The organism is Kosakonia sp. AG348 (genome assembly GCF_003337365.1).
Lineage (GTDB): Bacteria > Pseudomonadota > Gammaproteobacteria > Enterobacterales > Enterobacteriaceae > Kosakonia.
Window position 1 is genome coordinate 263,786 of sequence record NZ_QPJR01000005.1, and the last position, 22,077, is coordinate 285,862.

A 22,077-nucleotide genomic window follows, 5' to 3' on the forward strand; every position below is an offset into this window, starting at 1 on the left:
TGACATGGACTGGCTGGCAAAATATTGGTGGATTCTGGTGCTGGTGTTTTTACTTGGCGTACTGATTAATGTGATCAAAGACCTGAGCCGGGTCGATCACAAAAAATTCCTCGCTAACAAGCCGGATCTGCCGCCGCATCGTGATTTCAACGACAAGTGGGACGATGACGACGACTGGCCGAAACAGGATCAGCCGAAAAAGTAAGCCTCACATTATTCACCCCCTTTCGGGGGTGAATTTTTTTACTCATAAAAATTCGACAATATTGTCGTCATTCGGCTTGCCACCGCTTAACGCTTCATCGAAATAGTGCTTCGGCACGGTGTAGCGCAAATGTTTGAGCGCCAGCTCAATACTGCGATCATCAATGGCATGGCCCAAATCATCGACAATATCCAGCGTGATATCGCCGCCCAGCGTTTGCACTGCTTCCTGCGCCTTCACCGCCCAGGCCAAATCGATAACCCGGTCTTCACCGCCGTGAATCAGGTGAATGGTCTGTGCCGTGGAAACCGCCTGCGGCAGCGTGGCATAACGCCCGTTGAAGGCAATGACACGCGAGGCCAGATCCGGCTGCGCCTTCAGCCCTTCCAGCGCCATAATCGCCCCCTGCGAAAAGCCAATCAGCGCCGTGGCTAATGCGTTTACACCGCTTTGCTGCTGCCAGTAGCGCACAACGTCAATAAATTGCGGCATCACAGCATCAATGCGTTGCTGACGATTTTCTTCCGTCACGCCTGCCACGGAAAACCACTGGCGGGCAGGTGGTGCACCGCAGGCTTCCACACCGCCAATACTGACGATCAGCGCATCGGGAAAGTGCGGTGCAAACCAGCTGCCGATTTGTCCCATGGAGACCGGGTTATCGCCAACGCCATGAAACAACAGCAGTAATTGTTTTGCCGGGGATGGCGGACTTTGTACAACGAAATGGTCATGTTTCATGGTTGTCTCCTTAAATCGTTGAGTGCAGTTTACGCCCGGGAGCCATAATGACCATGCCATTTAACTGAATGAGTTAGTTAAAAAAATTGCAGTTTCTGCACCTGTGTTTTCAGATTGAGCGCGCGATCAGCATCCAGGTGCAAGAGCGCCTGTTCACACTCCTGGCGCTGAGATAACAGCAGCGCTTTACGCCCGCTCAGCGATAAACGCTGACATAACGCCTGTTCGCTTTCGCCATCGCTTACCCGCCCTCGTAATGCCGGCAAAGGCAAATGCGTTTGCGCCAGCAGACGACATAACGCGCCAAAAGCCGCCGAAAATGGTCGATGTGCAAAAGCAAAACCGGCCAGCTCCAGCCAGTCCTCTTCACTAAGCGTAGTCGACTGAACAACAGGCAGAGACAACGTTTCCTCGCGCCAGTCGGCAAGCCAGGGCAGATCGCGCGCCAGCCGGGTCTGTTCCCGCACCCGCAAGGCTTCGCCAGCCGCCGTCAGCGGGAGTATCGCCATGGCGGTAAAACAGCCGCTGCTCGCTTCGCGATGGCTGCCAAGGCGCACCAGTGAAAAACCGCAGCGCTGCCAGAAGCGCCATAACTCTGGCGTATAGCCAAAACTGACAGAGAGGTAATCACACGCCGTTGTTTGCGCCCGCGCATGGGCGATGAGCGCACTGCCAATCCCTGTCCGCTGGCAAAAAGGATGCACAGCAATGCGGCTGATGCGCCGCCCGTGCAGGATTGCCGCCAGCGGACTACCGCCGTGCGCGGCCAGCGATTGCGCGACCAGGTTACCACGCGGGCGACGAAAACCCGCCCATACAGCCAGGCTAAGCCCGGCACTTAACCCACCCTCTTCCACCAGCCAGAGCGCGGCAACGGTCGTTTTTGCCCGGCAAGCCTGCCAGAAATGCTGCCCTGGCGCATCCATCATGCGTCGCAGATCGAGCGGTGACGTGCGGTAATGGGCGCTCGCCAGCAGACGATAAATCGCCGCCGGGATCGCCGGTGCCTCTCGCCAGGCCTGCGCCGGTAGCGGTTGCATGGTGATGTCACCTCTCGGCGGTTCCGCGACAGGTTCATCGTCAAACAGCAACAGGGCGCTAATCACCTGCTCCAGCGGGCAGCCCGGCGCCCAGCGCAGCGGCGTGGAGAGCGTGTAATGGCGTAACTGCGGAAACCCGGCGCAGAACTTCAGCAAAAAACCCTGCCCGGTGCCTTCATAACCCTGAACAGTGGTGCTGAGCAATACACGGGGGAAAGCAGAAACCAGCGCATGCAGCAGCGGGCCAGGCATGGCGGCGGCTTCATCCACCACCAGCCAGCCGGGCTGCGCTCCCTGCGCCGTTATTTTCTGGAGTAACGCATCCGGGGCGATAAAGTTGAACCGCTCCCCGGCGTAGTGCGCCAGCACATCGGTGGCGGCGCGCGCAGGTGCGGTGACCGTGACAGGCTCGGATATGCGGGCAATATGCATCCCTGCCAGCGCTGATTTTCCTCGCCCACGCGGTGCCGTCACCACCGCGACACCTGGCGGCATGTGCTGTAGTTGCGCGAGGATCTGCGCCTGCTCGCGCTCGGGTGCACCGGTTGCCGCGTACCATTCAGCCCGGGGAGAAAAGTCCGGAAGAGAAAAAGAGGATGTTTGCTGCCACACCACGGTTTGTGGATCGTTACGGAGCGTACGGCAAAAGTGATCAACAAAAACCGGGGTTGGAATCGGCTCGGCGGTGTCGCTCCAGCGCAGGCTGTCTGCATCCGGCTGCTGCGACCACAGCGCGAACGGCGGTGTGAGTAACACCAGCCAGCTACCGGCCGTGAGCGTCCCGCCAAGCGCGGCGAAAGCGGCGACATCAAATCCTTCACGCGCATCAAACACCGCATGACGGAATTCCCGTCCGAGCAGGGTGGTTAATGCACGGGGTTGAATATGTTGTGGCCAGCCGCTGTTTTCACCCACCCACAGCCAGTCGCCGGGAAGGAAGTTGCGCAGTTTGCTCGCCTGCGCTTCACTCCACACGGGCTGACCGGCAATGACCAGCAAGCGACGGATCCCTTCCTGCGCCATGCGGGCGCTCAGTTCAATCAGTTGTTGCATCACGAGGTGATTACAGCTGCCCGCTGAATGTATTGCACTGCGCCGGATCGCCGCTGTCCATTCCGCGTTTGAACCAGGTGTAACGCTGTGTCGAGGTGCCATGCGTAAAGCTATCCGGGAATGCGACACCCTGGCTGCGCTGCTGTAAGCGGTCATCACCAATGGCTTGCGCGGCGTTTAACGCCTCTTCGACATCGCCCGGTTCCAGCACGCCCTGCTGCTCCATGCTGTGCCCCCAGACACCAGCATAGCAATCTGCCTGCAACTCCATGCGTACCGACAAGGCATTTGCCTGCTGTTGCGTGGCGTTTTGTTGCAGGCCGCGCACTTTAGCTTCCGTTCCCAGAAGTTTTTGCACGTGATGACCGACTTCATGGGCAATTACGTAGCCCTGAGCGAAATCACCGCCCGCGCCGAGCTTGTTTTTCATCTCATCGTAAAAAGAGAGATCGATATAAATTTTGCTGTCTGCCGGGCAGTAAAACGGCCCCATGATGGATTGCCCGGTACCGCAACCGGTATGGGTGCTGCCGCGGTACATCACCAGCGTCGGCTGCTGATAATGTCGCCCCATTTTTTCAAACAGCTGGCCCCAGGTCTCTTCGGTAGTGGCGAAAATGACGCGGGTAAAATGCGCAGACTCATCCTCGTGCGGGTTCGCGGCGCGCTGTTGTTGCGTGGGTGGGCTAACCGGTTGCCCGGTCAGTAAACTGGTGAGATCAACACCGTAATAGCTCGCGACAATCACCACAAACAGCAGGATTATCCCACCCTTGCCACCCGGTAAACGAAACCCCGGCCCGCGCATCGACGGCCCACCCGACTCATTACGTCGGTCTTCTACGTTGTCACTCTCTCGACGGCCTTGCCAGCGCATAACTACCTCACTATCCCAATGATGGACTCAGTGTATATATGATCGTAGGCGCAGAGGGAAGGATTAGCACAGGAAAAAAGTGAGGAAATCCGGAGGATGCGGGCACCCTCCGGAGGTCAGGCAGGGTGAAAATCAGTCCAGTTTCACGCCAAGACGGTGCGCCACGGCTTCATAGGCTTCAATCAGGCCGCCAAGGCTCTGACGGAAACGGTCTTTGTCCATTTTATCCAGCGTCTCTTTGTCCCACAGGCGGCTGCCGTCCGGGGAGAACTCGTCGCCGAGTACCACTTCGCCTTTAAACAGGCCAAATTCCAGTTTGAAATCAACGAGGATCAAACCAGCATCATCAAACAGTTTGCTCAGCACGTCGTTGGCTTTGTAGGTCAGCTCTTTCATGCGCGCCAGATTTTCTTTATTCACCCAGCCGAAGGTTTCGCAGTAGGATTCGTTCACCATCGGATCGTGCATCGCATCGTTTTTGAGGAACATATCAAACAGCGGCGGATTCAGCTCAATGCCCTCTTCAATGCCCAGACGTTTCACCAGCGAGCCTGCCGCACGGTTACGAATCACGCACTCTACCGGCACCATATCCAGTTTTTTCACCAGACATTCGGTATCTGAAAGCAGCGCTTCCATCTGGGTCGGGATACCCGCTTCTTGCAGCTTGGTCATAATGAAATGGTTAAACTTGTTGTTCACCATGCCCTTACGATCGAACTGTTCAATGCGCGCGCCATCCCCTGCTGACGTATCGTTACGGAATTCGAGCACCAACAGGTCCGGGTTTTCCGTACTGTACACGGTCTTCGCTTTGCCGCGATACAACTCAGCTTGCTTTTGCATCTTCATTACTCCAGGTGTGATTACAAGGCTAATTTGGCTATTTTACGCTGACGCACACGTTTGCGTCACCATAATAAAAAAAGGCCGGAAGATCCGGCCCTGAGGATTATCGGTTAAACGCCGCCTGGAAGGCTGCGACTAACGCGTCGTTCTGCGATTGTGTCAGCGTGTGACCTTTCGGATCGATGAACTGAAGGCTGCTGCGGTTATCGAGATCGCCGACCTGCAGTTTATAGTCGCCGGAGGCCAGACCCGGATCGCGCGCGCCCAGTTCCTGCCAGCTGCTGTCAGACAGCGGCTTGTAGGTCACGGCAATGCTGCCCGTTGAGCGGGTGCTGTCGGTCACTTTCATGCCCACTTTTTCCAGCACGGACGGCAGACGCTGCCACACCACGTTAAACGGACCACGCACCACCAGCATTGGCAGACCGGTATCATCGGCAGCGCTCTGGACGTTCAGCGTAGAGACGCTGCGGTTTTCCGCCGCGTTTTGCGCGTCAGTTGCGGTTTTATCCAGACCGGAGGAGATAACGTTCAGCATTTCGGTGCTGTAACGCTGCAGCGAAGCGGCGTCCGCAACCGGTTTGCCCGCCTGTTCCAGATTCACCAGCTTGACGACAACCGCCTGCTGGTAACCCTGCGGTTTCACCGAGATTTGATAACGACCACGATACTGCTGATCTTCATCCAGACGGTTCCAGTCAACCCAACCAGTGGTCAGAGTTTGCGTAGCATCGTCACGTTTGTCGATGCTGTAGTTTTTCCCCTGAAGAATGCTGACGACCTGCGGCCACAGCGTGCTGTTGCGGCCGTTTTCGACCATCAGCGTCGCGGTGTCACCGGTAAACTGGGTGCGCGCACCGCTCACCAGCGCAAGCGGCTGAGCTGGCGGACGAATGTCCAGCGCTTTACCTACAGCGCCACTGCCGTTAGCAACAGGAATGGTGTAATCACCGTTTTGCACCGGGAGGATCATCCCTGCGGGCGCGTGAAGTTCAGCAAGCGGAGCCGCATCCAGATAGGATTCGTCACCGCTAACCTGACGCTTATAACGTGAATCGGAACTACAGGCGGCGAGCAACATCACAAGTGAAACACCCGCTACCTTCGCCAGGCGCGACTTCTGTACTGAGTAAGCCATCAAATCTCCCTAAACTTTACAGCAGACCGGCATGCTTAAGCGCAGTGCGGACAACGTCACGACCGTGGTCGGTGATGGGCGTCATCGGCAGACGCAGCGTGTCGGTTGCTACAAGCCCCAACTCCATACATGCCCATTTGACTGGGATCGGATTGGGTTCGACAAATAGTTTGTTGTGTAACGGCATCAAACGCTGGTTGATCACGCGTGCTTCGGCGTAATTCCCCTCGGCCGCCAGTTTGCACATGTCAGCCATATCACGCGCCGCCACGTTGCTGGTCACGGAAATCACACCATCACCGCCGAGCTGCATAAAGTCCAGCGCGGTGGCATCGTCGCCGCTCAGCAGAATAAAGTCGTCTGAAACCAGCTCTTTGATCTGGTGAACACGACTTAAGTTCCCGGTCGCTTCCTTAATACCGATAATATTTTTAATTTTCGCCAGGCGACCCACGGTTTCCGGCAGCATATCGCAGCCGGTGCGCGACGGCACATTATACAGAATTTGCGGCAGGTCAGTATGTTCGGCGATGGCTTTAAAATGCTGGAACAACCCTTCCTGAGTCGGGCGGTTGTAGTAAGGCGTAACGGTCAGGCAACCCACCACGCCGCTGTCGTTGAAACACTGGGTCAGGCTGATGGCTTCTGCGGTAGCGTTCGCGCCCGTCCCGGCAATCACAGGGATGCGCCCGTCGGCCAGTTCAACCGTCATCTTCACCACGTCGGCATGTTCATCATGGCTCAGCGTGGCGGATTCACCGGTAGTCCCTACCGAAACGATCGCCGTGGTTCCGTTGGCGACATGGTAATCAATCAGTTTTTTCAGGCTTGACCGGCAGACTTTACCTTGCGAATCCATCGGCGTGATAAGCGCGACAATACTTCCCGTGAACATGGGCCATCCTCTGTGCGAACAAGATTCTCAATGGTACGTGCGGTGCCGTCAGAAAAGCAAGAGACCTGAGGCTCTGTGGCGGTTGTATGCCGGTTTTTTTTATGCTTTCCTTATGATTACCTCATGTTTGACAGGAAGCTCAGGTTTGACAACCTCATCACAACACTTTTTGGTTATCACTGCGCTGGGGGCCGACCGGCCTGGCATTGTGAACACGATCACACGCCACGTCAGCAGCTGCGGCTGTAATATCGAAGACAGCCGTCTGGCGATGCTGGGGGAAGAGTTCACGTTTATAATGCTGCTATCGGGTTCGTGGAACGCCATCACCCTTATCGAATCGACGTTGCCGCTGAAAGGTGCCGAGCTGGATTTGCTGATTGTGATGAAACGTACCGATGCCCGTCCGCGTCCTGATATGCCAGCCACCGTGTGGGTGCAGGTTGAAGTCCCCGATTCGCCCCACCTGATTGAGCGTTTCACTGCGCTTTTCGACGCACACGAAATGAATATTGCGGAGTTAGTCTCCCGTACACAGCCCGGTAATCTTACCGTTGCGCCAACGTTATTTATCCAGATAACCGCTCATAGCCCCGCGTCACAGGACGCGTCAAATATTGAGCAGGCGTTCAAAGCCCTATGTACAGAATTGAACGCGCAAGGCAGTATAAACATCGTCAACTATTCCCAGCATGATGAACAGGATGGAGTTAAGTAATGAATCCACTGAAAGCCGGTGATATCGCACCGAAATTTAGCTTGCCCGATCAAGACGGTGAACAAGTAAATTTGGCCGACTTCCAGGGACAGCGTGTTCTGGTCTATTTCTACCCGAAAGCCATGACACCAGGCTGTACTGTCCAGGCCTGTGGCCTGCGCGATAACATGGATGAGTTAAAGAAAGCGGGTGTGGAAGTGCTGGGTATCAGCACCGACAAACCAGAGAAACTTTCCCGCTTTGCCGAAAAAGAGCTGCTCAACTTTACGCTGCTCTCTGATGAAGACCACCAGGTCTGCGAGCAGTTTGGCGTCTGGGGTGAAAAAACCTTTATGGGTAAAACCTACGACGGCATCCACCGTATCAGCTTCCTCGTGGATGCTGACGGTAAAGTTGAACATGTGTTTGATGACTTCAAAACCAGTAATCACCACGACATCGTGGTTAACTGGCTGAAAGAGAACGCCTGACAGCAACGCACCTTTTCTCAGGGCGGCCCTATCGGGTACGCCCCTTTCCTTTGCCGCCCCCCTGCAAATAGTTGACCGCGATCACACTTCCCACCCTGATGTCGACACTTGTGCCGACAGGTTAATTTTCGCTCTACGCTGACCATCACTTTTGTTCGCCCCTCGTTCCTCAAAAACAGACAACCATTTGAAAATTAAGTATTTATAACTTTGGCACAGCTTATGCTAAAGCAGGCTCAATGTTTTTACCTCGATTCCAGGGAGCCGAAATGAACCGCTTTGTGATTGCCGATCCCGAGTGGTGTATAGGATGCAATACCTGCCTTGCCGCCTGCTCGGATGTGCATAAAAGCCAGGGACTGCAACACCATCCCCGGCTGACACTCGTGCGCACCCCCACCAAAACCGCGCCGATACTGTGCCGCCACTGTGACGACGCGCCATGCAAACAGGTGTGTCCGGTTAATGCCATTTCGTTTCGGGATGATGCCGTTTATCTCAACGAAACGCTGTGCATTGGCTGCAAACTGTGTGGGCTGGTGTGTCCGTTCGGGGCGATCACGCCCGCCGGCAGCCGCCCGCTTAATATTCCCGCCCGTTACGAGCATCACATTGCCGAAGAACAACTGCGCGATGTACCCGGCAGTGCGCCCAACGATCACCCCTTTTTACGCTGGAACGCGGGGGTGCAAACCATCGCAGTGAAATGCGATCTCTGCGACTTTCTGCCCGAAGGCCCAGCCTGTGTACGGGCTTGCCCCACGCAGGCGTTGCATCTGGAAACGGAAAACACACTGCATAAACAGCTCAAGGCCCGTCGGGAGTTGGCCGCGCTGAGTTCAACCGATGTGACCTTCCCTCCTCTTCCCTCTTCGCCGGAGCAACGCTAATGGATGCCCTGCAATTATTGATGTGGTCAATCGTGGTGTACGTCGCCGGAGGCTTCCTGTCATTGTTGCTTGCCCGCAGTCAGGAACTGGCGATCAACGTCGCCGGGATCGCCGCCATGCTCGGCGGCGTGCTGGGGATCGCCAGCGCCCTGAGCGCATTGCACGGCGGCGTGCCGCTGAGTTTTCAGGCCATTGGCCCGTTTGATTTCGCCCATTTCGTGGTGCGCATGGATAACCTGAGCGCCTTTATGGTGCTCGTTATCTCACTGCTGGTCACGCTGTGCGGGCTCTATTCACTGGCCTATGTGCGGGAATACATCGGCAAGGGTGCCGGGGCGATGGGCTTTTTTATGAACCTGTTTATCGCCTCAATGGTCGGTCTGGTGGTGATGGATAACGCGTTCTGGTTCATCGTGCTGTTTGAAATGATGTCCCTCGCCTCGTGGTTTTTGGTTATCACTGACCAGGATGAAGAGTCGATCCGCGCCGGGATGCTCTACTTCTTTATCGCCCACGCCGGGTCGGTACTGATTATGATCGCCTTCTTCCTGATGTGGCGGCAGAGCGGCAGCCTCGATTTCGCCAGTTTCCGCACGCTCACACTTGATCCTGGCACCGCGTCAGCGGTCTTCCTGCTGGCCTTTTTCGGTTTTGGCGCCAAAGCCGGGATGTTACCGCTGCACAGTTGGTTGCCGCGCGCCCACCCGGCTGCACCGTCGCACGCGTCGGCGCTGATGTCGGGCGTGATGGTGAAAATTGGTATCTTTGGCATTATCAAAGTCGGTATCGACCTGCTCGGTCACAGCGGTATTCCGTTATGGTGGGGCGTAGTGGTGCTGGCTTTTGGCGCGGTGTCGTCGGTGCTTGGTGTGCTCTACGCGCTGGCAGAGCACGACATCAAACGCCTGCTGGCATGGCACACCGTCGAGAACATCGGCATCATTTTGCTGGGCGTCGGCGTCGGCATGGCGGGCATCGCTTTACATCAACCGGTGATTGCCGCTGTCGGCCTGCTCGGCGCGCTGTTCCACCTGCTTAACCACGCGCTGTTTAAAGGCCTGCTGTTTCTGGGCGCAGGCGCAATCATCTTTCGTCTGCATACCCGCGATATGGAAAAAATGGGGGCGCTCGGTAAACGGATGCCGTGGACAGCGGGCGCATTTCTGGTGGGCTGTCTCGCCATTTCCGCGATGCCGCCGCTGAACGGCTTTATCAGCGAGTGGTACACCTATCAGTCGCTGTTCTCCCTGACCCGCATTGACGCCATCATCCCGCGCCTCGCCGGCCCCATTGCCATTGTGATGCTGGCGATCACCGGTGCGCTGGCGGCAATGTGTTTTGTGAAAGTTTACGGCGTCAGTTTTTGCGGCAATGCGCGCAGTGAAAAAGCCGATCAGGCACGCGAAGTGCCGTGGCCGATGGTTGCCGCCATGTCCGTGCTGGCGCTGCTGTGCGTCGTGCTCGGCGTGGGCGCAAGCTGGGTAGCCCCGCAATTAATGCATATCGCGCTGAGCTTAACGCCACCAGCAATGCTTGCCGCCGCTGAAGGCGCAACGCTTATCCCCGGAGATGCGCAGCAAGCGATGCTGACGCCTTCCACCGTGTTCCTGCTGTTACTGCTTTTGCCCCTGCTGCCCGGCGTGCTGTGGTTTCTCAACCGCCAGACGCGCGGCGCGTTTCGCCGCAGCGGCGATGCCTGGGCCTGCGGTTACGCGTGGGAAAAAGGCATGGCCCCTTCCGCTGGCAGCTTTACCCAGCCGCTGCGCGTGATGTTCGGCCCGCTTTACCAGCTACGTAAACAGCTCGATCCGGCTCAACCCTTACAGCGCAGCCTGGGCGGTATTACGCAGGCGGCAACGCGCACAGAGCCGTTCTGGGACGAGAAAATTATTCGCCCGCTGGTCAGCGCGACGCAGCGCGTGGCCCGCGTGGTGCAGTACCTGCAAAGCGGCGATTTCCGGCTCTACTGCCTGTATGTGATTGCCGCGCTGGTGATCCTGCTGCTGACGATCGCGCTGTGAGGAGGAGACAACAATGTTAGAACAGACATCTGCGTGGTCACTCGGGCTATTTGCCCTCTGCCAGGCAGCCCTATTGCTGGCGCTGACGCCGCTGTTTACCGGGGTTTCCCGGCAAATCCGCGCCCGCATGCACTCCCGAAAAGGGCCGGGGATCTGGCAGGATTACCGCGACTTACAAAAGCTGCTGAAACGCCAGGCTGTCGCACCGGCTTCCTCCGGCCTGATGTTTCGCGCCATGCCGTGGGTGTTGCTCAGCAGCATGCTGCTGGTGGCGATGACGCTGCCGCTGTTTATCCGTACCGCGCCGTTTGCCGGAGCGGGCGACTTAATCACCCTGATTTATCTCTTTGCCCTGTTCCGTTTCTTCTTTGCCCTTTCCGGGCTGGATACCGGCAGCCCCTTCTCCGGCCTCGGCGCCAGCCGCGAGCTGACGCTGGGAATTCTGGTGGAGCCGATGCTGATCCTTTCGCTGCTGGTGCTGGCGTTACTGGCGGGTTCCACCCAAATCAGCGCCATCAGCAACACGCTGGCGGCGGGCTGGATGTCACCGGTCGCCACCTTTTTAGCGCTGCTGGCTTGCGGGTTCGCCTGCTTTATTGAGATGGGCAAAATCCCGTTCGACGTCGCGGAAGCGGAGCAGGAGTTGCAGGAAGGTCCACTGACCGAATACTCCGGCGCGGGTCTGGCACTGGTGAAATGGGGCGTCGGCCTGAAACAGGTCGTAATGGCCTCGCTGTTGCTGGCGCTGTTTTTCCCCTTCGGCAATGCCGTCACGCTCAGCGTGGGCGCGATGGCGCTGTCGCTGGTGATCACGCTGCTGAAACTGCTGGTGGTGTTTGTGCTGGCCTCGGTGGTGGAAAACTCACTGGCGCGCGGGCGCTTTTTGCTGACGCACCGCCTGACCTGGCTCGGCTTCAGTCTGGCTGCGCTGTCCTATGTCCTCTGGTTAACCGGTTTGTAAGGAGCGCGGAAAAATAATGGAAACTCTTGCTCTGACGACGCTGCTGCTGCCCTTTGTCGGCGCGCTGGTCGTCTCGCTTTGCCCACGGAAAACCGCGCCGCAGCTTGCCACGCTCTTCGCGCTTCTGACAACGCTTGCCACCGTGCTGCTGGCCTGGCGCTTTTACCAGGCAGGCAGTGAAACCGCGGATATGCCGCTACTGGCGGCGGGTCAGGTGGTGCTGTTTGGTCTGTTAGTCGACCGCATCAGCACCCTGATCCTGTTTGCGGTGGTGTTTCTTGGCCTGCTGGTGGCGCTCTATTCGATCGGTTACCTGACGCGCAGCAACCGCGAGCATCCGCATGACGGCAGCAACCGTTATTACGCGTTCCTGCTGGTGTTTATCGGCGCGATGTCCGGTTTAGTGCTCTCCTCCACGCTGCTCGGGCAACTGCTGTTTTTCGAGATCACCGGCGGCTGTTCCTGGGCGCTGATTAGTTATTACCAGAGCGAAAAATCCCAGCGCGCGGCGATGAAAGCGCTGCTTATTACGCACGTCGGCTCGCTTGGCCTTTATCTGGCGGCGGCCACGCTGTTTTTGCATACCCACACTTTTGCCCTGAGCGCCATCAGTCAGCTACAAGGCCCGGCGGCCTATCTGGTGTATGGCGGCATTCTGTTTGCCGCGTGGGGCAAATCCGCCCAGTTGCCGTTACAAGCCTGGCTGCCGGATGCGATGGAAGCACCAACCCCGGTGAGCGCTTACTTACACGCCGCGTCCATGGTGAAAGTGGGTGTCTACATTTTTGCCCGCGCGATCGCCGAAGGCGGGCACATTCCCCACACCATCAGCTGGATTGGTGTCGGCATGGCGACGCTGACGCTGGTATACGGCTTTTTGATGTACCTGCCGCAAAAAGATATGAAACGGCTGCTGGCCTGGTCGACCATCTCGCAACTGGCATGGATCTTCCTCGCCCTGTCGCTGTCGACCTTCGGTTCACCGCTGGCCTTCAAAGCGGGGATTGTTTACATCTTCAACCACGCCTTTGCCAAGAGCCTGTTTTTCCTCGTGGCGGGCACACTCAGCTACAGCTGCGGTACGCGTCTGTTGCCGCGCTTGCGCGGGGTAATGAAGACATTGCCGCTGGCGGGCATTGGCTTTTGCGTTGCCGCGCTGGCGATCACCGGCGTGCCGCCGTTTAACGGTTTCTTCAGTAAATTCCCTCTCTTCGCCGCCGGGTTTGCCCTGTCGAATGACGCCCCGATTTTACTGGCGGTGATGATTCTGGCGCTGGTGGAGTCCGTTGCCAGCTTCGGCTGGTTTATTTACTGGTTCGGGCGCGTGGTGCCAGGTGAGCCGAGCGAAGAAGTGGCGCAGGCCGCACCGCTGCCGTACGCGATGAAACTGGTGCTGGTGATTCTGATTGTGATGTCGCTGTGCTCAAGCGTGATCGCTGCGGCGTGGCTTGGATAAGGGAGTCGATAATGACGGGAACACTGCTTGTTAACAACCTGGCGGGGCTGATGATGTTCACCTCGCTGCTGGTCACCTGCGCCAGACGCTACTCCGTCTCCTGCTGGTTGTATGCCCTGCAATCGCTGGTGCTGGTCTCTATCTTTTTTACCCTGTCGCAGCTGCTGGACGCCGAACAGTTGCTGATGTGGTCGTTCAGCGCGTTCTTCACCAAAGTGCTGCTGGTGCCGCTGATCATGGGCTACGCCTTTCGCAAGATGGCGCAATCCGGCGTTGGAGAACGGCTGTTTGGCCCGGCCACGCTGGTGCTGATGGCGGCGGCAATTGTGCTGCTGTGCTGGTTTGTGGTGCGCCCGGTGCAGTTACCGATGATCGCCCAGCTCAAACCGGCGCTCGCCGTTGCGCTCGGTCACTTCCTGCTTGGGCTGCTGTGCATTATCAGCCAGCGCAATATTTTGCGGCAGATCTTCGGCTACTGCCTGATGGAAAACGGCTCGCACCTGGTGCTGGCGCTGCTCGCCTGGCGCGCGCCGGAACTGGTGGAGATTGGCATCGCCACCGACGCCATTTTCGCGGTGATTGTGATGGTGCTACTGGCACGGAAAATCTGGCGCACCCACGGCACGCTGGATGTCAACACGCTGACGGCGTTGAAGGGGTAACACCATGAGCCATACCTTGATGTTCACGTTGTTACTGCTGACACCGCTGCTGGTTTCTGCGCTGTGCTTCACCTGCCGCCTGAGCGGCAATGCCGCGCGCACGCTGGTTACGGTGGTGCATACGCTGGGGATTTCGCTGCTGCTGGTTATCGCCCTGTGGACGGTTGCGGAAGCGGTGCGCGAAGGGGAAATTTTCGCCGCCAGCCGCTGGTTGCATATCGACAGCCTGAGCGGGCTGTTCCTGTCGCTGCTGGGCGTTATCGGTTTTATCACCGGCCTCTACTCGATTGGCTATATGCGCCATGAAGTTGATCACGGTGAGATCAGCGTGCCGACGCTCTGTTACTACTACGGTTTTTTTCACCTGTTCCTGTTCACCATGCTGCTGGTGGTCACCAGCAATAACCTGATTGTAATGTGGGCGGCGATCGAAGCCACTACGCTCAGTTCCGCTTTTCTGGTCGGTATTTACGGGCAGCGTTCGTCGCTGGAAGCGGCATGGAAATACATCATCATCTGTACCGTTGGCGTGGCGTTTGGCCTGTTCGGTACGGTGCTGGTGTACGCCAATGCCGCCAGCTTTATGGCGCAGCCTGATCACGCCATTTTCTGGACCGAAGTGCTGAAAGAGAGCGGCCAGCTCGACCCAACGCTAATGGTGCTGGCGTTTGTGTTTGTGCTGATTGGTTTTGGTACTAAAACCGGGCTGTTCCCGATGCACGCGTGGCTGCCGGACGCGCACAGCGAAGCGCCGAGCCCGGTGAGCGCCCTGCTCTCGGCGGTGCTGCTCAACTGCGCCCTGCTGGTGCTGATCCGCTACTACATCATTATTTGTCATGCCATCGGCGACAGTTTCCCCAACCGGCTACTGCTGATTTTTGGCCTGCTGTCGGTGGGCGTCGCCGCGTTCTTCATTCTGGTGCAGCAGGATATGAAACGCCTGCTGGCTTATTCCAGCGTGGAAAACATGGGGCTGGTGGCCGTTGCGCTCGGCATCGGCGGCCCGCTTGGTATTCTGGCGGCGCTGCTGCACACGCTCAATCACAGCCTGGCGAAAACGCTGCTGTTCTGCGGCTCCGGCAATGTGCTGCTGAAGTACGGCACCCGCAATATGGATGTGGTGTGCGGGATGCTGAAAGTGATGCCGTTTACCGCCGTACTGCTGGGCGGCGGCGCGCTGGCGCTGGGCGGTATGCCGCCATTCAATATTTTCCTCAGTGAGTTTATGACCGTCACCGCCGGGCTGGCGGCGGAACATCTCGCCGTCACCATCCTGCTGCTGGTGTTACTGACGCTGGTGCTCGGCGGGCTGGTGCGCATGGTGGCGAAAGTGCTGTTCGCCACGCCGCCGCAGCAGGTGGCAACCGGCGAGCTGGGCTGGCTCACTACCGCGCCGATGGTGATTTTACTGGTGATGATGCTGGTGATGGGTACGCATATTCCTCAGCCGGTCAGCCGGTTACTGGCCAGCGCTGCCACCATCGTGCAGCAAAACAATGATGATCATCCCACCCAGCTTAGCTGGCTGTGGGCCAATGTTGATACCACCGCCGCATCGGCAACGCCGTCGCATCGTCAGGGAGAGTGAAAGTGAGTTATTTAGCAAGCGTGAATCTCCAGCAACCTCGCGGCAACGCCTGTCTTGCTGCATTGAAGGCGCAGTTTCCCGGCGCGGTGCTGGACGAGGAGCGCCAGACCTTCGAACAAGTCACTATAACGGTCAAAATCAATCTGTTACCGGACATCGTGCACTACCTCTATTACCAGCATGACGGCTGGTTACCGGTGCTGTTCGGCAATGATGAACGTACCCTGAATGGTCATTACGCGGTCTATTACGCGTTGTCGATGGAAGGTGCGGAAAAGTGCTGGATTGTGGTGAAAGCGCTGGTCGATGCCGACACGCGCGAGTTCCCGTCGGTGACGCCGCGCGTACCCGCCGCGGTATGGGGCGAACGTGAGATCCGCGATATGTACGGTCTGATCCCGGTCGGTTTGCCGGATCAGCGCCGCCTGGTGCTACCGGATGACTGGCCGGACGATCTGCACCCGCTGCGCAAAGACACCATGGATTACCGTCTGCGCCCGGAACCTACCAGCGACACGGAAAACTACACCTTTATCAACGATGGCGGCAATTCCGCGCGCATTGTGCCGATAGGCCCGCTGCATATCACCTCGGATGAGCCGGGGCATTTCCGTTTGTTTGTCGATGGTGAACGGATTGTCGATGCCGATTACCGCTTGTTTTATGTCCATCGCGGCATGGAGAAGCTGGCAGAAACCCGCATGGGCTACAACGAAGTGACATTCCTGTCGGACAGGGTTTGCGGCATTTGCGGCTTTGCCCACAGCGTGGCTTACACCACCTCGGTGGAAAACGCGCTCGGCATTGTGGTGCCGCAACGGGCGCACACCATCCGTTCGGTGCTGCTGGAAGTGGAACGGCTGCACAGCCATTTGCTCAACATCGGTCTTTCCAGCCACTTTGTCGGTTTTGATACCGGTTTTATGCAGTTTTTCCGCATCCGCGAAAAATCGATGACCATGGCTGAGTTGCTCACCGGTTCGCGCAAAACCTACGGTCTGAATCTGATTGGCGGTATCCGCCGGGACATTCTCAAAGAGCAGCGCGTCAAAACCATTCAACTGGTGAAAGAGATGCGCGCGGAAGTGGCGCAACTGGTCGATATGCTGCTCTCCACGCCCAACATGGCGCAGCGCACCCAGGGGGTGGGCATTCTTGACCGCCAGGTCGCACGCGATTTCAGCCCGGTCGGGCCGCTGATCCGCGGCAGCGGTTTTGCCCGCGATTTACGCTTCGATCATCCGTACGCCGACTACGGCAGCCTGCCGAAAACGCTGTTTACCTGGCCGGATGGCGACGTCTTTTCACGCGTTATGGTGCGGGTGAAAGAGGTGTTCGATTCGCTGGCAATGATTGAGTTTGCCCTTGATAACCTGCCGGATACGCCGCTGCTGACCGAAGGGTTCAGCTATCAGCCGCATAAATTCGCCCTCGGTTATGTGGAAGCGCCACGCGGTGAAGATGTGCACTGGAGCATGCTCGGCGACAACCAGAAACTTTACCGCTGGCGCTGTCGCGCGGCGACCTACGCCAACTGGCCGGTGCTCCGCTATATGCTGCGCGGCAATACTGTTTCCGATGCGCCGCTGATTATCGGCAGCCTCGATCCCTGCTATTCGTGTACCGACCGCGTGACGCTGGTGGATGTGCGCAAGCGTAAATCGACAACCGTGCCCTACAAAGAGATCGAACGTTACGGCCTTGAACGTCGCCACTCGCCGCTGAAGTAAGGAAAGAAACGATGCTGAAATTGTTGAAAACCATTCTCAGAGCGGGCGAGCCGACGGTGAAATACCCGTTCGCACCGCTGGAGGTGTGCCCGGGGTTTCGCGGCAAACCGGAACTCGACCCGCAGCAATGCATCGCTTGCGGCGCATGTACCACCGCCTGTCCGGCGAACGCGCTCACGCTGGAAACGGATGCCGGGGAGAACAGCCGCGTCTGGCAACTGTTCATCGGCCGCTGCATCTACTGCGGGCGCTGCGAAGAGGTGTGCCCGACGCGGGCGATCCGTCTGTCGGAAGAGTTTGAACTGGCGGTCACTAACAAAGCCGATCTGTATGTGCGCGCCACCTTCCGCCTGCAGCACTGTAGCGAGTGCGGCGTACCGTTCGCGCCAGAAAAATCCGTGGCGCTGGCGGTGGAACTGCTGGCCCTGAACCAAAACGCACCGCACCAGCTTGAGAACCTGCGGGCGCAGGCCTCTCTCTGCCCGGCGTGCCGCCGACGCGCGGCGCTGGAGCATCGCGGCAGCGTTAACGTGCATTACTATCTTAAGGAGCAAGCATGAGTTCCGACCTGAAAGTGCTGAACCAGCATGTCAGCCAGCCGGTGCCGCTCGATGAATCCGCGCAGAAAATGAAGCAGCTCTTGCTGCGCGATATCCAGCGTTCTGCCTACGTTTACCGCGTCGATTGCGGCGGCTGCAACGGGTGTGAAATCGAAATTTTTGCCGCCATTACGCCGCTGTTTGACGCGGAACGCTTTGGCATCAAAGTGGTGGCTTCGCCGCGCCACGCGGATATTTTGCTGTTTACCGGCGCGGTCACGCGCGCCATGCGCATGCCTGCCCTGCGCGCCTGGGAATCGGCACCGGATCATAAAATCGCCATCTCCTACGGCGCGTGCGGCGTCGGCGGCGGGATTTTCCACGATCTCTACTGCGTGTGGGGCGGCAGCGACACCATTGTGCCGATTGATGTGTGGATCCCCGGCTGCCCGCCGACGCCAGCGGCGACCATCAACGGTTTTGCGGTGGCGCTTGGCTTGCTGGAGCAAAAACTGCACGCCGTCGATCATCAACAAGCGGCTGATGAAATCGCCAGCGTACGCTGGCCGACACTGCCACTGGCATTGCGCGTGACGCTTGAACGGCTGGCGCGCCAGCTGGCGGGTTATCGCCAGGGACGCGAGATCACCGACCAGCTCTTCGCTTTATTAACCGCAGGCGATCCCGCGCAGGCTACGCTGCGGGTAAATAACTGGCTGCAACAGGCGGCGGACCCGCGTCTGACCTCCATCGTGCAGCAACTGATGAACGAGCTGGAGCGTGCCCATGTCTGAGCAGCAAGCGAAAGTGATGTTCTGGATGCTGCGGCAGAAGTTTGTCGATAACAGCGTCGAACTGGAAGAAAAAAGTCGCCAGGTGATGTACTACTCGCTGGCGATTGGTCATCACGTTGGGGTGATTGACTGCCTCAACGTGGCGCTCGAATGCCCGCTTGATGAGTATCAGCACTGGCTAATGTTAATCGATGACGCGGATGCCAGGCGCAAAATGCAGGGGTTATTAACCTTTGGCGAAATTGTCATCGATGCCAGCCACGTGAATACGCTGGCACCGACGTGCGTGGAGTTATCAAAAACCGCAGAAGAACCCTGGCGGAGCTGGAGCCGCCAGTTGCTGCAACATTTACAGGATATGGCGCATGAACCGGCGATCTATCTGATGGTGCGGCTGTTGCGCTGAATGATTCATCACATAAATGTCACCCCAGTGATTTATACGTGAAGCTTGTAACACTACAAAAATAAGGGGTAATGTACTATTTACGCTCACTATTAAGGGCGACGTATCCATGATCTTACGGCAGTTGCTGGAACAGAATACTCACACTTCGTTACTCCGGGCGTTTATCCCTTTACCGCCGCCTTTCAGCCCCGTCCAGTTTATCGAATTACGCTTAAATAACGCCCACTTCTGGCGCTGCTTTGATGATGGCAGCGTCGAAACCAGCGAGCGTGAATACGGCGGAAAAGTCAGCGACAGTTCGCTGCACCTTATTCTGCTGGCGCAAAGTGAGGCGCTGGAGTTGCGTTTTGCCCGTACCGATAACGGCCAGTTCACGGAGCAGGACAACACGATGTTTAGCTGGCTGGCGCGGCTGGCAAGCCAGGCGCTGGAAACACAACTTTCTCAGGTAGCGTTGAGCGAGTCGATCGAAACACTGCGTGAAGAGCGCGACCATGATCGGGTGCTGGTGGACATTACCAACTCGGTGCTTTCGCATCTGGATCTTGACGATCTGATCGCCGATGTTTCGCAGGAAATTCACCGCTTTTTCGGTATCGATAATGTCCGCGTGGTTCTGCGCGACACGCTGCACTCCCGCCAGCTTATTTGCCATGCCACCCACTTTCCCAGCTGCCCGCCGGAAACCGAGCGCTTTGCGCTGCGCAGTGATAGCCCGGTGGTGCTGGCGGCGCTCAATGAAAATCAGGGCGCATTGCTGCACCAGGCGCAGGATGCCGGGTTATGGCAGCGCGATCCGGTATTGCAACAGCTATTGATGCAGGGGTTAAACGTGGTGTTTATTTTGCCGCTGACCTTCAGCCACCACGCGCCTGGCGTGCTGTTGCTGGCGCACCGGGACGCCTCGATTTTCAGTGAGCAAAACTGTCGATTATTGCAGCAAATTGCCGACAGAATTGGCATTGCCGTCGATAATGCCGACGCCTACCGGCAGGTGATCCATTTAAAAGAGAATCTGAACAGCGAAAACCGCAAACTGAACGAGCAAATCGCCTCCAGCCAGAGTTTTGGCGACATCATTTACCAGAGTGATGCCATGCGCGACGTGCTTCAGCAGGTCAATATTGTGGCACTGAGCGACAGTACGGTGCTGATTCTCGGTGAAACCGGCACCGGCAAGGAGATCATCGCCCGCGCGCTGCACCAGATGAGCCCGCGCAAAGACAAACCGCTGGTGAAAATCAACTGTGCCGCCATTCCCGCCAGCCTGCTGGAAAGCGAGCTGTTTGGTCACGATAAAGGCGCTTTCACCGGGGCTATTAACGCCCATCGCGGGCGCTTTGAGATGGCTGATGAAGGCACACTGTTCCTCGATGAAATTGGCGATATGCCGCTTGAGCTGCAACCGAAGCTGTTGCGGGTGTTGCAGGAGCGCGAGATCGAACGCATCGGCGGTACGAAAACCATTCCGGTTAACGTACGGGTGATTGCCGCCACCAACCGCGACCTGCGCCAGATGGTGATTGATCGAGAATTCCGTAACGATCTGTTTTACCGCCTGAATGTTTTTCCGCTGGTGCTACCGCCGCTACGCGAGCGGCCGGACGATATTCCGCTGCTGGCACGTTATTTCACACAAAAACTGGCGCGCCGCCTCAATCGCACCATTGATACCATTCCCGCCGATACTATCCAGCAACTGATGCGCTACGAGTGGCCCGGCAACGTGCGCGAGCTGGAAAACGTCATTGAACGCGCGGTGCTGCTGGCGCGCGACAACACCTTAAACCTGCATCTGCACGCCCAGCCGGTCAGCATGGTGCAGCCGGTTAGCCACGATCCCTTCCCCTTCACGCTGCCCAAAGTGGCGGAGATGATGCGCCCGGAGCCGCCGGAAAATGACGAAGCGGAACGCCAGCAAATTATTCAGGTGCTGCGCGAAACCAACGGCATTGTCGCCGGGCCGCGCGGCGCGGCCGCCAAACTCGGCATGAAACGCACCACGCTGTTATCGCGAATGCAGCGTCTCGGTATCGCCGTGCGCGAAGTGCTGTAACCCCCTTCGGGTTCTGTGAACCCGCTAACGCTCTCTGGTTTGTCGCTGGTATGCGCTATGCATAAGACGGCGGGTGTCTACTATGCATTGAATCAGGAGAATCAAATGGATACCGGCAACGCGTTTGACCTGCGACTTCCTGCGGAAATGGCAAAAGTCGCCGAGCAGTCTGGATTGTATAAAGTCAGCAAACGAAAAGAGCTGTCGTTCTTCCTCGCGATTACTGCGGGCGTGTTTATCTCGATTGCGTTTGTGTTTTACATCACCGTTACCGCCGGGCCTGCGCCCGCGACCGCGCTGGCGAAGCTGGCGGGCGGCGTCTGTTTTTCCCTCGGGCTGATTCTGGTGGTGGTCTGCGGGGCGGATCTCTTTACCTCAACCGTGCTGACGGTGATGGCCAAAGCCAGCGGGTTGATTAGCTGGCGACAACTGTTTACCAACTGGGTGATCGTCTATTTCGGCAACCTCGTAGGGGCACTGTTTTTTGTGGCGTTGATTTGGTTTGGCGGCCAGGCCATGAGCAGCAACGGCTTGTGGGGGCTGAATGTGTTGCAAACCGCTGACCATAAAATGCACCACACCTTTATCGAAGCGGTGTGCCTGGGCACGCTGTGCAATTTAATGGTCTGTCTGGCGGTGTGGATGAGTTATTCCGGCCATACGTTGACGGATAAAATCATGGCGATGTTGCTGCCAATCGGCATGTTTGTCGCCAGCGGTTTCGAGCACAGTATCGCCAACATGTTTTTGCTGCCGCTGGCGGTGATCATTCGTGACTTTTCACCACAGAGTTTCTGGACGGCGGTACACAGCTCGCCAGATAACTTCCCGGCGCTGACCATCAGTAACGTGATTACCGATAACCTGCTGCCAGTGACGATTGGCAATATTATCGGCGGCGGCGTGCTGGTGGGGGTGACGTACTGGATTATCTATCTGCGCCATCAGAACGACACGCATTGAGGAGAATGCCGGGCGGCAAGCT

Annotated in this window: 21 protein-coding genes; 15 read left to right on the forward strand and 6 right to left on the reverse strand. The window is 57.6% G+C overall.

All coding sequences use genetic code 11. The features are described from left to right. Positions 1–4 precede the first annotated feature (4 nt). A complete protein-coding gene (locus DFO56_RS14635) occupies positions 5–205 on the forward strand; it encodes a YpfN family protein (RefSeq protein WP_017458940.1) in 201 nt (66 codons plus the stop codon). A 42-nt stretch (positions 206–247) separates the two neighbouring features. Here the strand turns inward: DFO56_RS14635 and ypfH are convergent, their stop codons facing one another. From ypfH to dapA, 6 genes are all read right to left on the reverse strand, one after another. Further along, entirely contained in the window at positions 248–946 is a 699-nt protein-coding gene (gene ypfH / locus DFO56_RS14640; RefSeq protein WP_020454673.1) for an esterase, read from the reverse strand. Positions 947–1,023: 77 nt separating this feature from the next. Continuing rightward, complete coding sequence (locus tag DFO56_RS14645) at positions 1,024–3,039, reverse strand: tRNA(Met) cytidine acetyltransferase TmcA (RefSeq protein ID WP_045510334.1); 2,016 nt, start codon at positions 3,037–3,039, stop codon at positions 1,024–1,026. Between the two features lie 10 nt (positions 3,040–3,049). Beyond that, a complete protein-coding gene (locus tag DFO56_RS14650) occupies positions 3,050–3,916 on the reverse strand; it encodes a neutral zinc metallopeptidase (RefSeq protein WP_044489442.1) in 867 nt (288 codons plus the stop codon). Positions 3,917–4,048: 132 nt separating this feature from the next. Beyond that, positions 4,049–4,762: a phosphoribosylaminoimidazolesuccinocarboxamide synthase gene (purC, locus tag DFO56_RS14655; RefSeq protein WP_017458944.1), complete on the reverse strand. Its 714-nt coding sequence runs from the start codon at positions 4,760–4,762 to the stop codon at positions 4,049–4,051. A 106-nt stretch (positions 4,763–4,868) separates the two neighbouring features. After that, the gene (gene bamC / locus DFO56_RS14660) at positions 4,869–5,903 is read right to left on the reverse strand and encodes an outer membrane protein assembly factor BamC (RefSeq protein ID WP_020454676.1); all 1,035 of its coding nucleotides are present in this window, start codon (positions 5,901–5,903) and stop codon (positions 4,869–4,871) included. Between the two features lie 16 nt (positions 5,904–5,919). Continuing rightward, positions 5,920–6,798 carry a 4-hydroxy-tetrahydrodipicolinate synthase gene (gene dapA, locus DFO56_RS14665; RefSeq protein WP_045510336.1) on the reverse strand — a complete coding sequence of 293 codons (879 nt, stop codon included), beginning with the start codon at positions 6,796–6,798 and terminating at the stop codon, positions 5,920–5,922. A gap of 145 nt (positions 6,799–6,943) precedes the next feature. Between dapA and DFO56_RS14670 the strand changes: the two genes are divergently transcribed. From DFO56_RS14670 to focA, 14 genes are all read left to right on the forward strand, one after another. Next, complete coding sequence (locus tag DFO56_RS14670; RefSeq protein WP_017458947.1) at positions 6,944–7,516, forward strand: glycine cleavage system transcriptional repressor; 573 nt, start codon at positions 6,944–6,946, stop codon at positions 7,514–7,516. Beyond that, complete coding sequence (gene bcp, locus DFO56_RS14675; RefSeq protein WP_020454679.1) at positions 7,516–7,986, forward strand: thioredoxin-dependent thiol peroxidase; 471 nt, start codon at positions 7,516–7,518, stop codon at positions 7,984–7,986. The genes DFO56_RS14670 and bcp overlap by 1 nt, the downstream gene beginning before the upstream one ends. Before the next feature lie 269 nt (positions 7,987–8,255). Beyond that, the gene (locus DFO56_RS14680) at positions 8,256–8,876 is read left to right on the forward strand and encodes a 4Fe-4S dicluster domain-containing protein (protein ID WP_045510338.1); all 621 of its coding nucleotides are present in this window, start codon (positions 8,256–8,258) and stop codon (positions 8,874–8,876) included. Then, entirely contained in the window at positions 8,876–10,897 is a 2,022-nt protein-coding gene (hyfB, locus tag DFO56_RS14685; protein WP_045510340.1) for a hydrogenase 4 subunit B, read from the forward strand. The genes DFO56_RS14680 and hyfB overlap by 1 nt, the downstream gene beginning before the upstream one ends. A gap of 13 nt (positions 10,898–10,910) precedes the next feature. Then, positions 10,911–11,858, forward strand: coding sequence for a respiratory chain complex I subunit 1 family protein (locus tag DFO56_RS14690; RefSeq protein ID WP_044489443.1), 948 nt, complete (start codon positions 10,911–10,913; stop codon positions 11,856–11,858). Between the two features lie 16 nt (positions 11,859–11,874). After that, entirely contained in the window at positions 11,875–13,314 is a 1,440-nt protein-coding gene (locus DFO56_RS14695; RefSeq protein ID WP_045510341.1) for a hydrogenase 4 subunit D, read from the forward strand. Positions 13,315–13,325: 11 nt separating this feature from the next. Next, the gene (hyfE, locus tag DFO56_RS14700) at positions 13,326–13,976 is read left to right on the forward strand and encodes a hydrogenase 4 membrane subunit (RefSeq protein WP_017458953.1); all 651 of its coding nucleotides are present in this window, start codon (positions 13,326–13,328) and stop codon (positions 13,974–13,976) included. 4 nt (positions 13,977–13,980) lie between these two features. Then, on the forward strand, positions 13,981–15,564 hold the full coding sequence (hyfF, locus tag DFO56_RS14705; RefSeq protein WP_045510343.1) for a hydrogenase 4 subunit F: 1,584 nt from the start codon (positions 13,981–13,983) through the stop codon (positions 15,562–15,564). A 20-nt stretch (positions 15,565–15,584) separates the two neighbouring features. Continuing rightward, complete coding sequence (locus DFO56_RS14710; protein ID WP_114413887.1) at positions 15,585–17,294, forward strand: NADH-quinone oxidoreductase subunit C; 1,710 nt, start codon at positions 15,585–15,587, stop codon at positions 17,292–17,294. 11 nt (positions 17,295–17,305) lie between these two features. Beyond that, on the forward strand, positions 17,306–17,854 hold the full coding sequence (gene hyfH / locus DFO56_RS14715) for a hydrogenase 4 subunit H (RefSeq protein WP_020454686.1): 549 nt from the start codon (positions 17,306–17,308) through the stop codon (positions 17,852–17,854). Further along, positions 17,851–18,627, forward strand: coding sequence for an NADH-quinone oxidoreductase subunit B family protein (locus DFO56_RS14720; protein ID WP_045510347.1), 777 nt, complete (start codon positions 17,851–17,853; stop codon positions 18,625–18,627). Before hyfH ends, DFO56_RS14720 begins: the two co-directional genes overlap by 4 nt. Next, positions 18,620–19,033, forward strand: a complete 414-nt coding sequence (locus DFO56_RS14725) for a formate hydrogenlyase maturation HycH family protein (protein WP_045510349.1) — start codon at positions 18,620–18,622, stop codon at positions 19,031–19,033. Before DFO56_RS14720 ends, DFO56_RS14725 begins: the two co-directional genes overlap by 8 nt. Positions 19,034–19,142: 109 nt before the next feature. After that, positions 19,143–21,092: a sigma 54-interacting transcriptional regulator gene (locus DFO56_RS14730; protein ID WP_114413884.1), complete on the forward strand. Its 1,950-nt coding sequence runs from the start codon at positions 19,143–19,145 to the stop codon at positions 21,090–21,092. A 105-nt stretch (positions 21,093–21,197) separates the two neighbouring features. After that, the gene (gene focA / locus DFO56_RS14735) at positions 21,198–22,055 is read left to right on the forward strand and encodes a formate transporter FocA (protein ID WP_045510353.1); all 858 of its coding nucleotides are present in this window, start codon (positions 21,198–21,200) and stop codon (positions 22,053–22,055) included. The last annotated feature ends 22 nt before the right edge of the window (positions 22,056–22,077 follow it).

Coding starts and splice junctions, on each gene's coding strand:
- ypfH (WP_020454673.1), bottom strand. CDS start 946: ATGAAACATGACCATTTCGTTGTACAAAGTCCGCCATCCCCGGCAAAA.
- DFO56_RS14680 (WP_045510338.1), top strand. CDS start 8,256: ATGAACCGCTTTGTGATTGCCGATCCCGAGTGGTGTATAGGATGCAAT.
- DFO56_RS14720 (WP_045510347.1), top strand. CDS start 17,851: ATGAGTTCCGACCTGAAAGTGCTGAACCAGCATGTCAGCCAGCCGGTG.
- bamC (WP_020454676.1), bottom strand. CDS start 5,903: ATGGCTTACTCAGTACAGAAGTCGCGCCTGGCGAAGGTAGCGGGTGTT.
- hyfE (WP_017458953.1), top strand. CDS start 13,326: ATGACGGGAACACTGCTTGTTAACAACCTGGCGGGGCTGATGATGTTC.
- hyfF (WP_045510343.1), top strand. CDS start 13,981: ATGAGCCATACCTTGATGTTCACGTTGTTACTGCTGACACCGCTGCTG.
- DFO56_RS14690 (WP_044489443.1), top strand. CDS start 10,911: ATGTTAGAACAGACATCTGCGTGGTCACTCGGGCTATTTGCCCTCTGC.
- DFO56_RS14650 (WP_044489442.1), bottom strand. CDS start 3,916: ATGCGCTGGCAAGGCCGTCGAGAGAGTGACAACGTAGAAGACCGACGT.
- purC (WP_017458944.1), bottom strand. CDS start 4,762: ATGCAAAAGCAAGCTGAGTTGTATCGCGGCAAAGCGAAGACCGTGTAC.
- DFO56_RS14695 (WP_045510341.1), top strand. CDS start 11,875: ATGGAAACTCTTGCTCTGACGACGCTGCTGCTGCCCTTTGTCGGCGCG.
- bcp (WP_020454679.1), top strand. CDS start 7,516: ATGAATCCACTGAAAGCCGGTGATATCGCACCGAAATTTAGCTTGCCC.
- DFO56_RS14645 (WP_045510334.1), bottom strand. CDS start 3,039: ATGCAACAACTGATTGAACTGAGCGCCCGCATGGCGCAGGAAGGGATC.
- hyfH (WP_020454686.1), top strand. CDS start 17,306: ATGCTGAAATTGTTGAAAACCATTCTCAGAGCGGGCGAGCCGACGGTG.
- DFO56_RS14635 (WP_017458940.1), top strand. CDS start 5: ATGGACTGGCTGGCAAAATATTGGTGGATTCTGGTGCTGGTGTTTTTA.
- focA (WP_045510353.1), top strand. CDS start 21,198: ATGGATACCGGCAACGCGTTTGACCTGCGACTTCCTGCGGAAATGGCA.
- hyfB (WP_045510340.1), top strand. CDS start 8,876: ATGGATGCCCTGCAATTATTGATGTGGTCAATCGTGGTGTACGTCGCC.
- DFO56_RS14725 (WP_045510349.1), top strand. CDS start 18,620: ATGTCTGAGCAGCAAGCGAAAGTGATGTTCTGGATGCTGCGGCAGAAG.
- dapA (WP_045510336.1), bottom strand. CDS start 6,798: ATGTTCACGGGAAGTATTGTCGCGCTTATCACGCCGATGGATTCGCAA.
- DFO56_RS14730 (WP_114413884.1), top strand. CDS start 19,143: ATGATCTTACGGCAGTTGCTGGAACAGAATACTCACACTTCGTTACTC.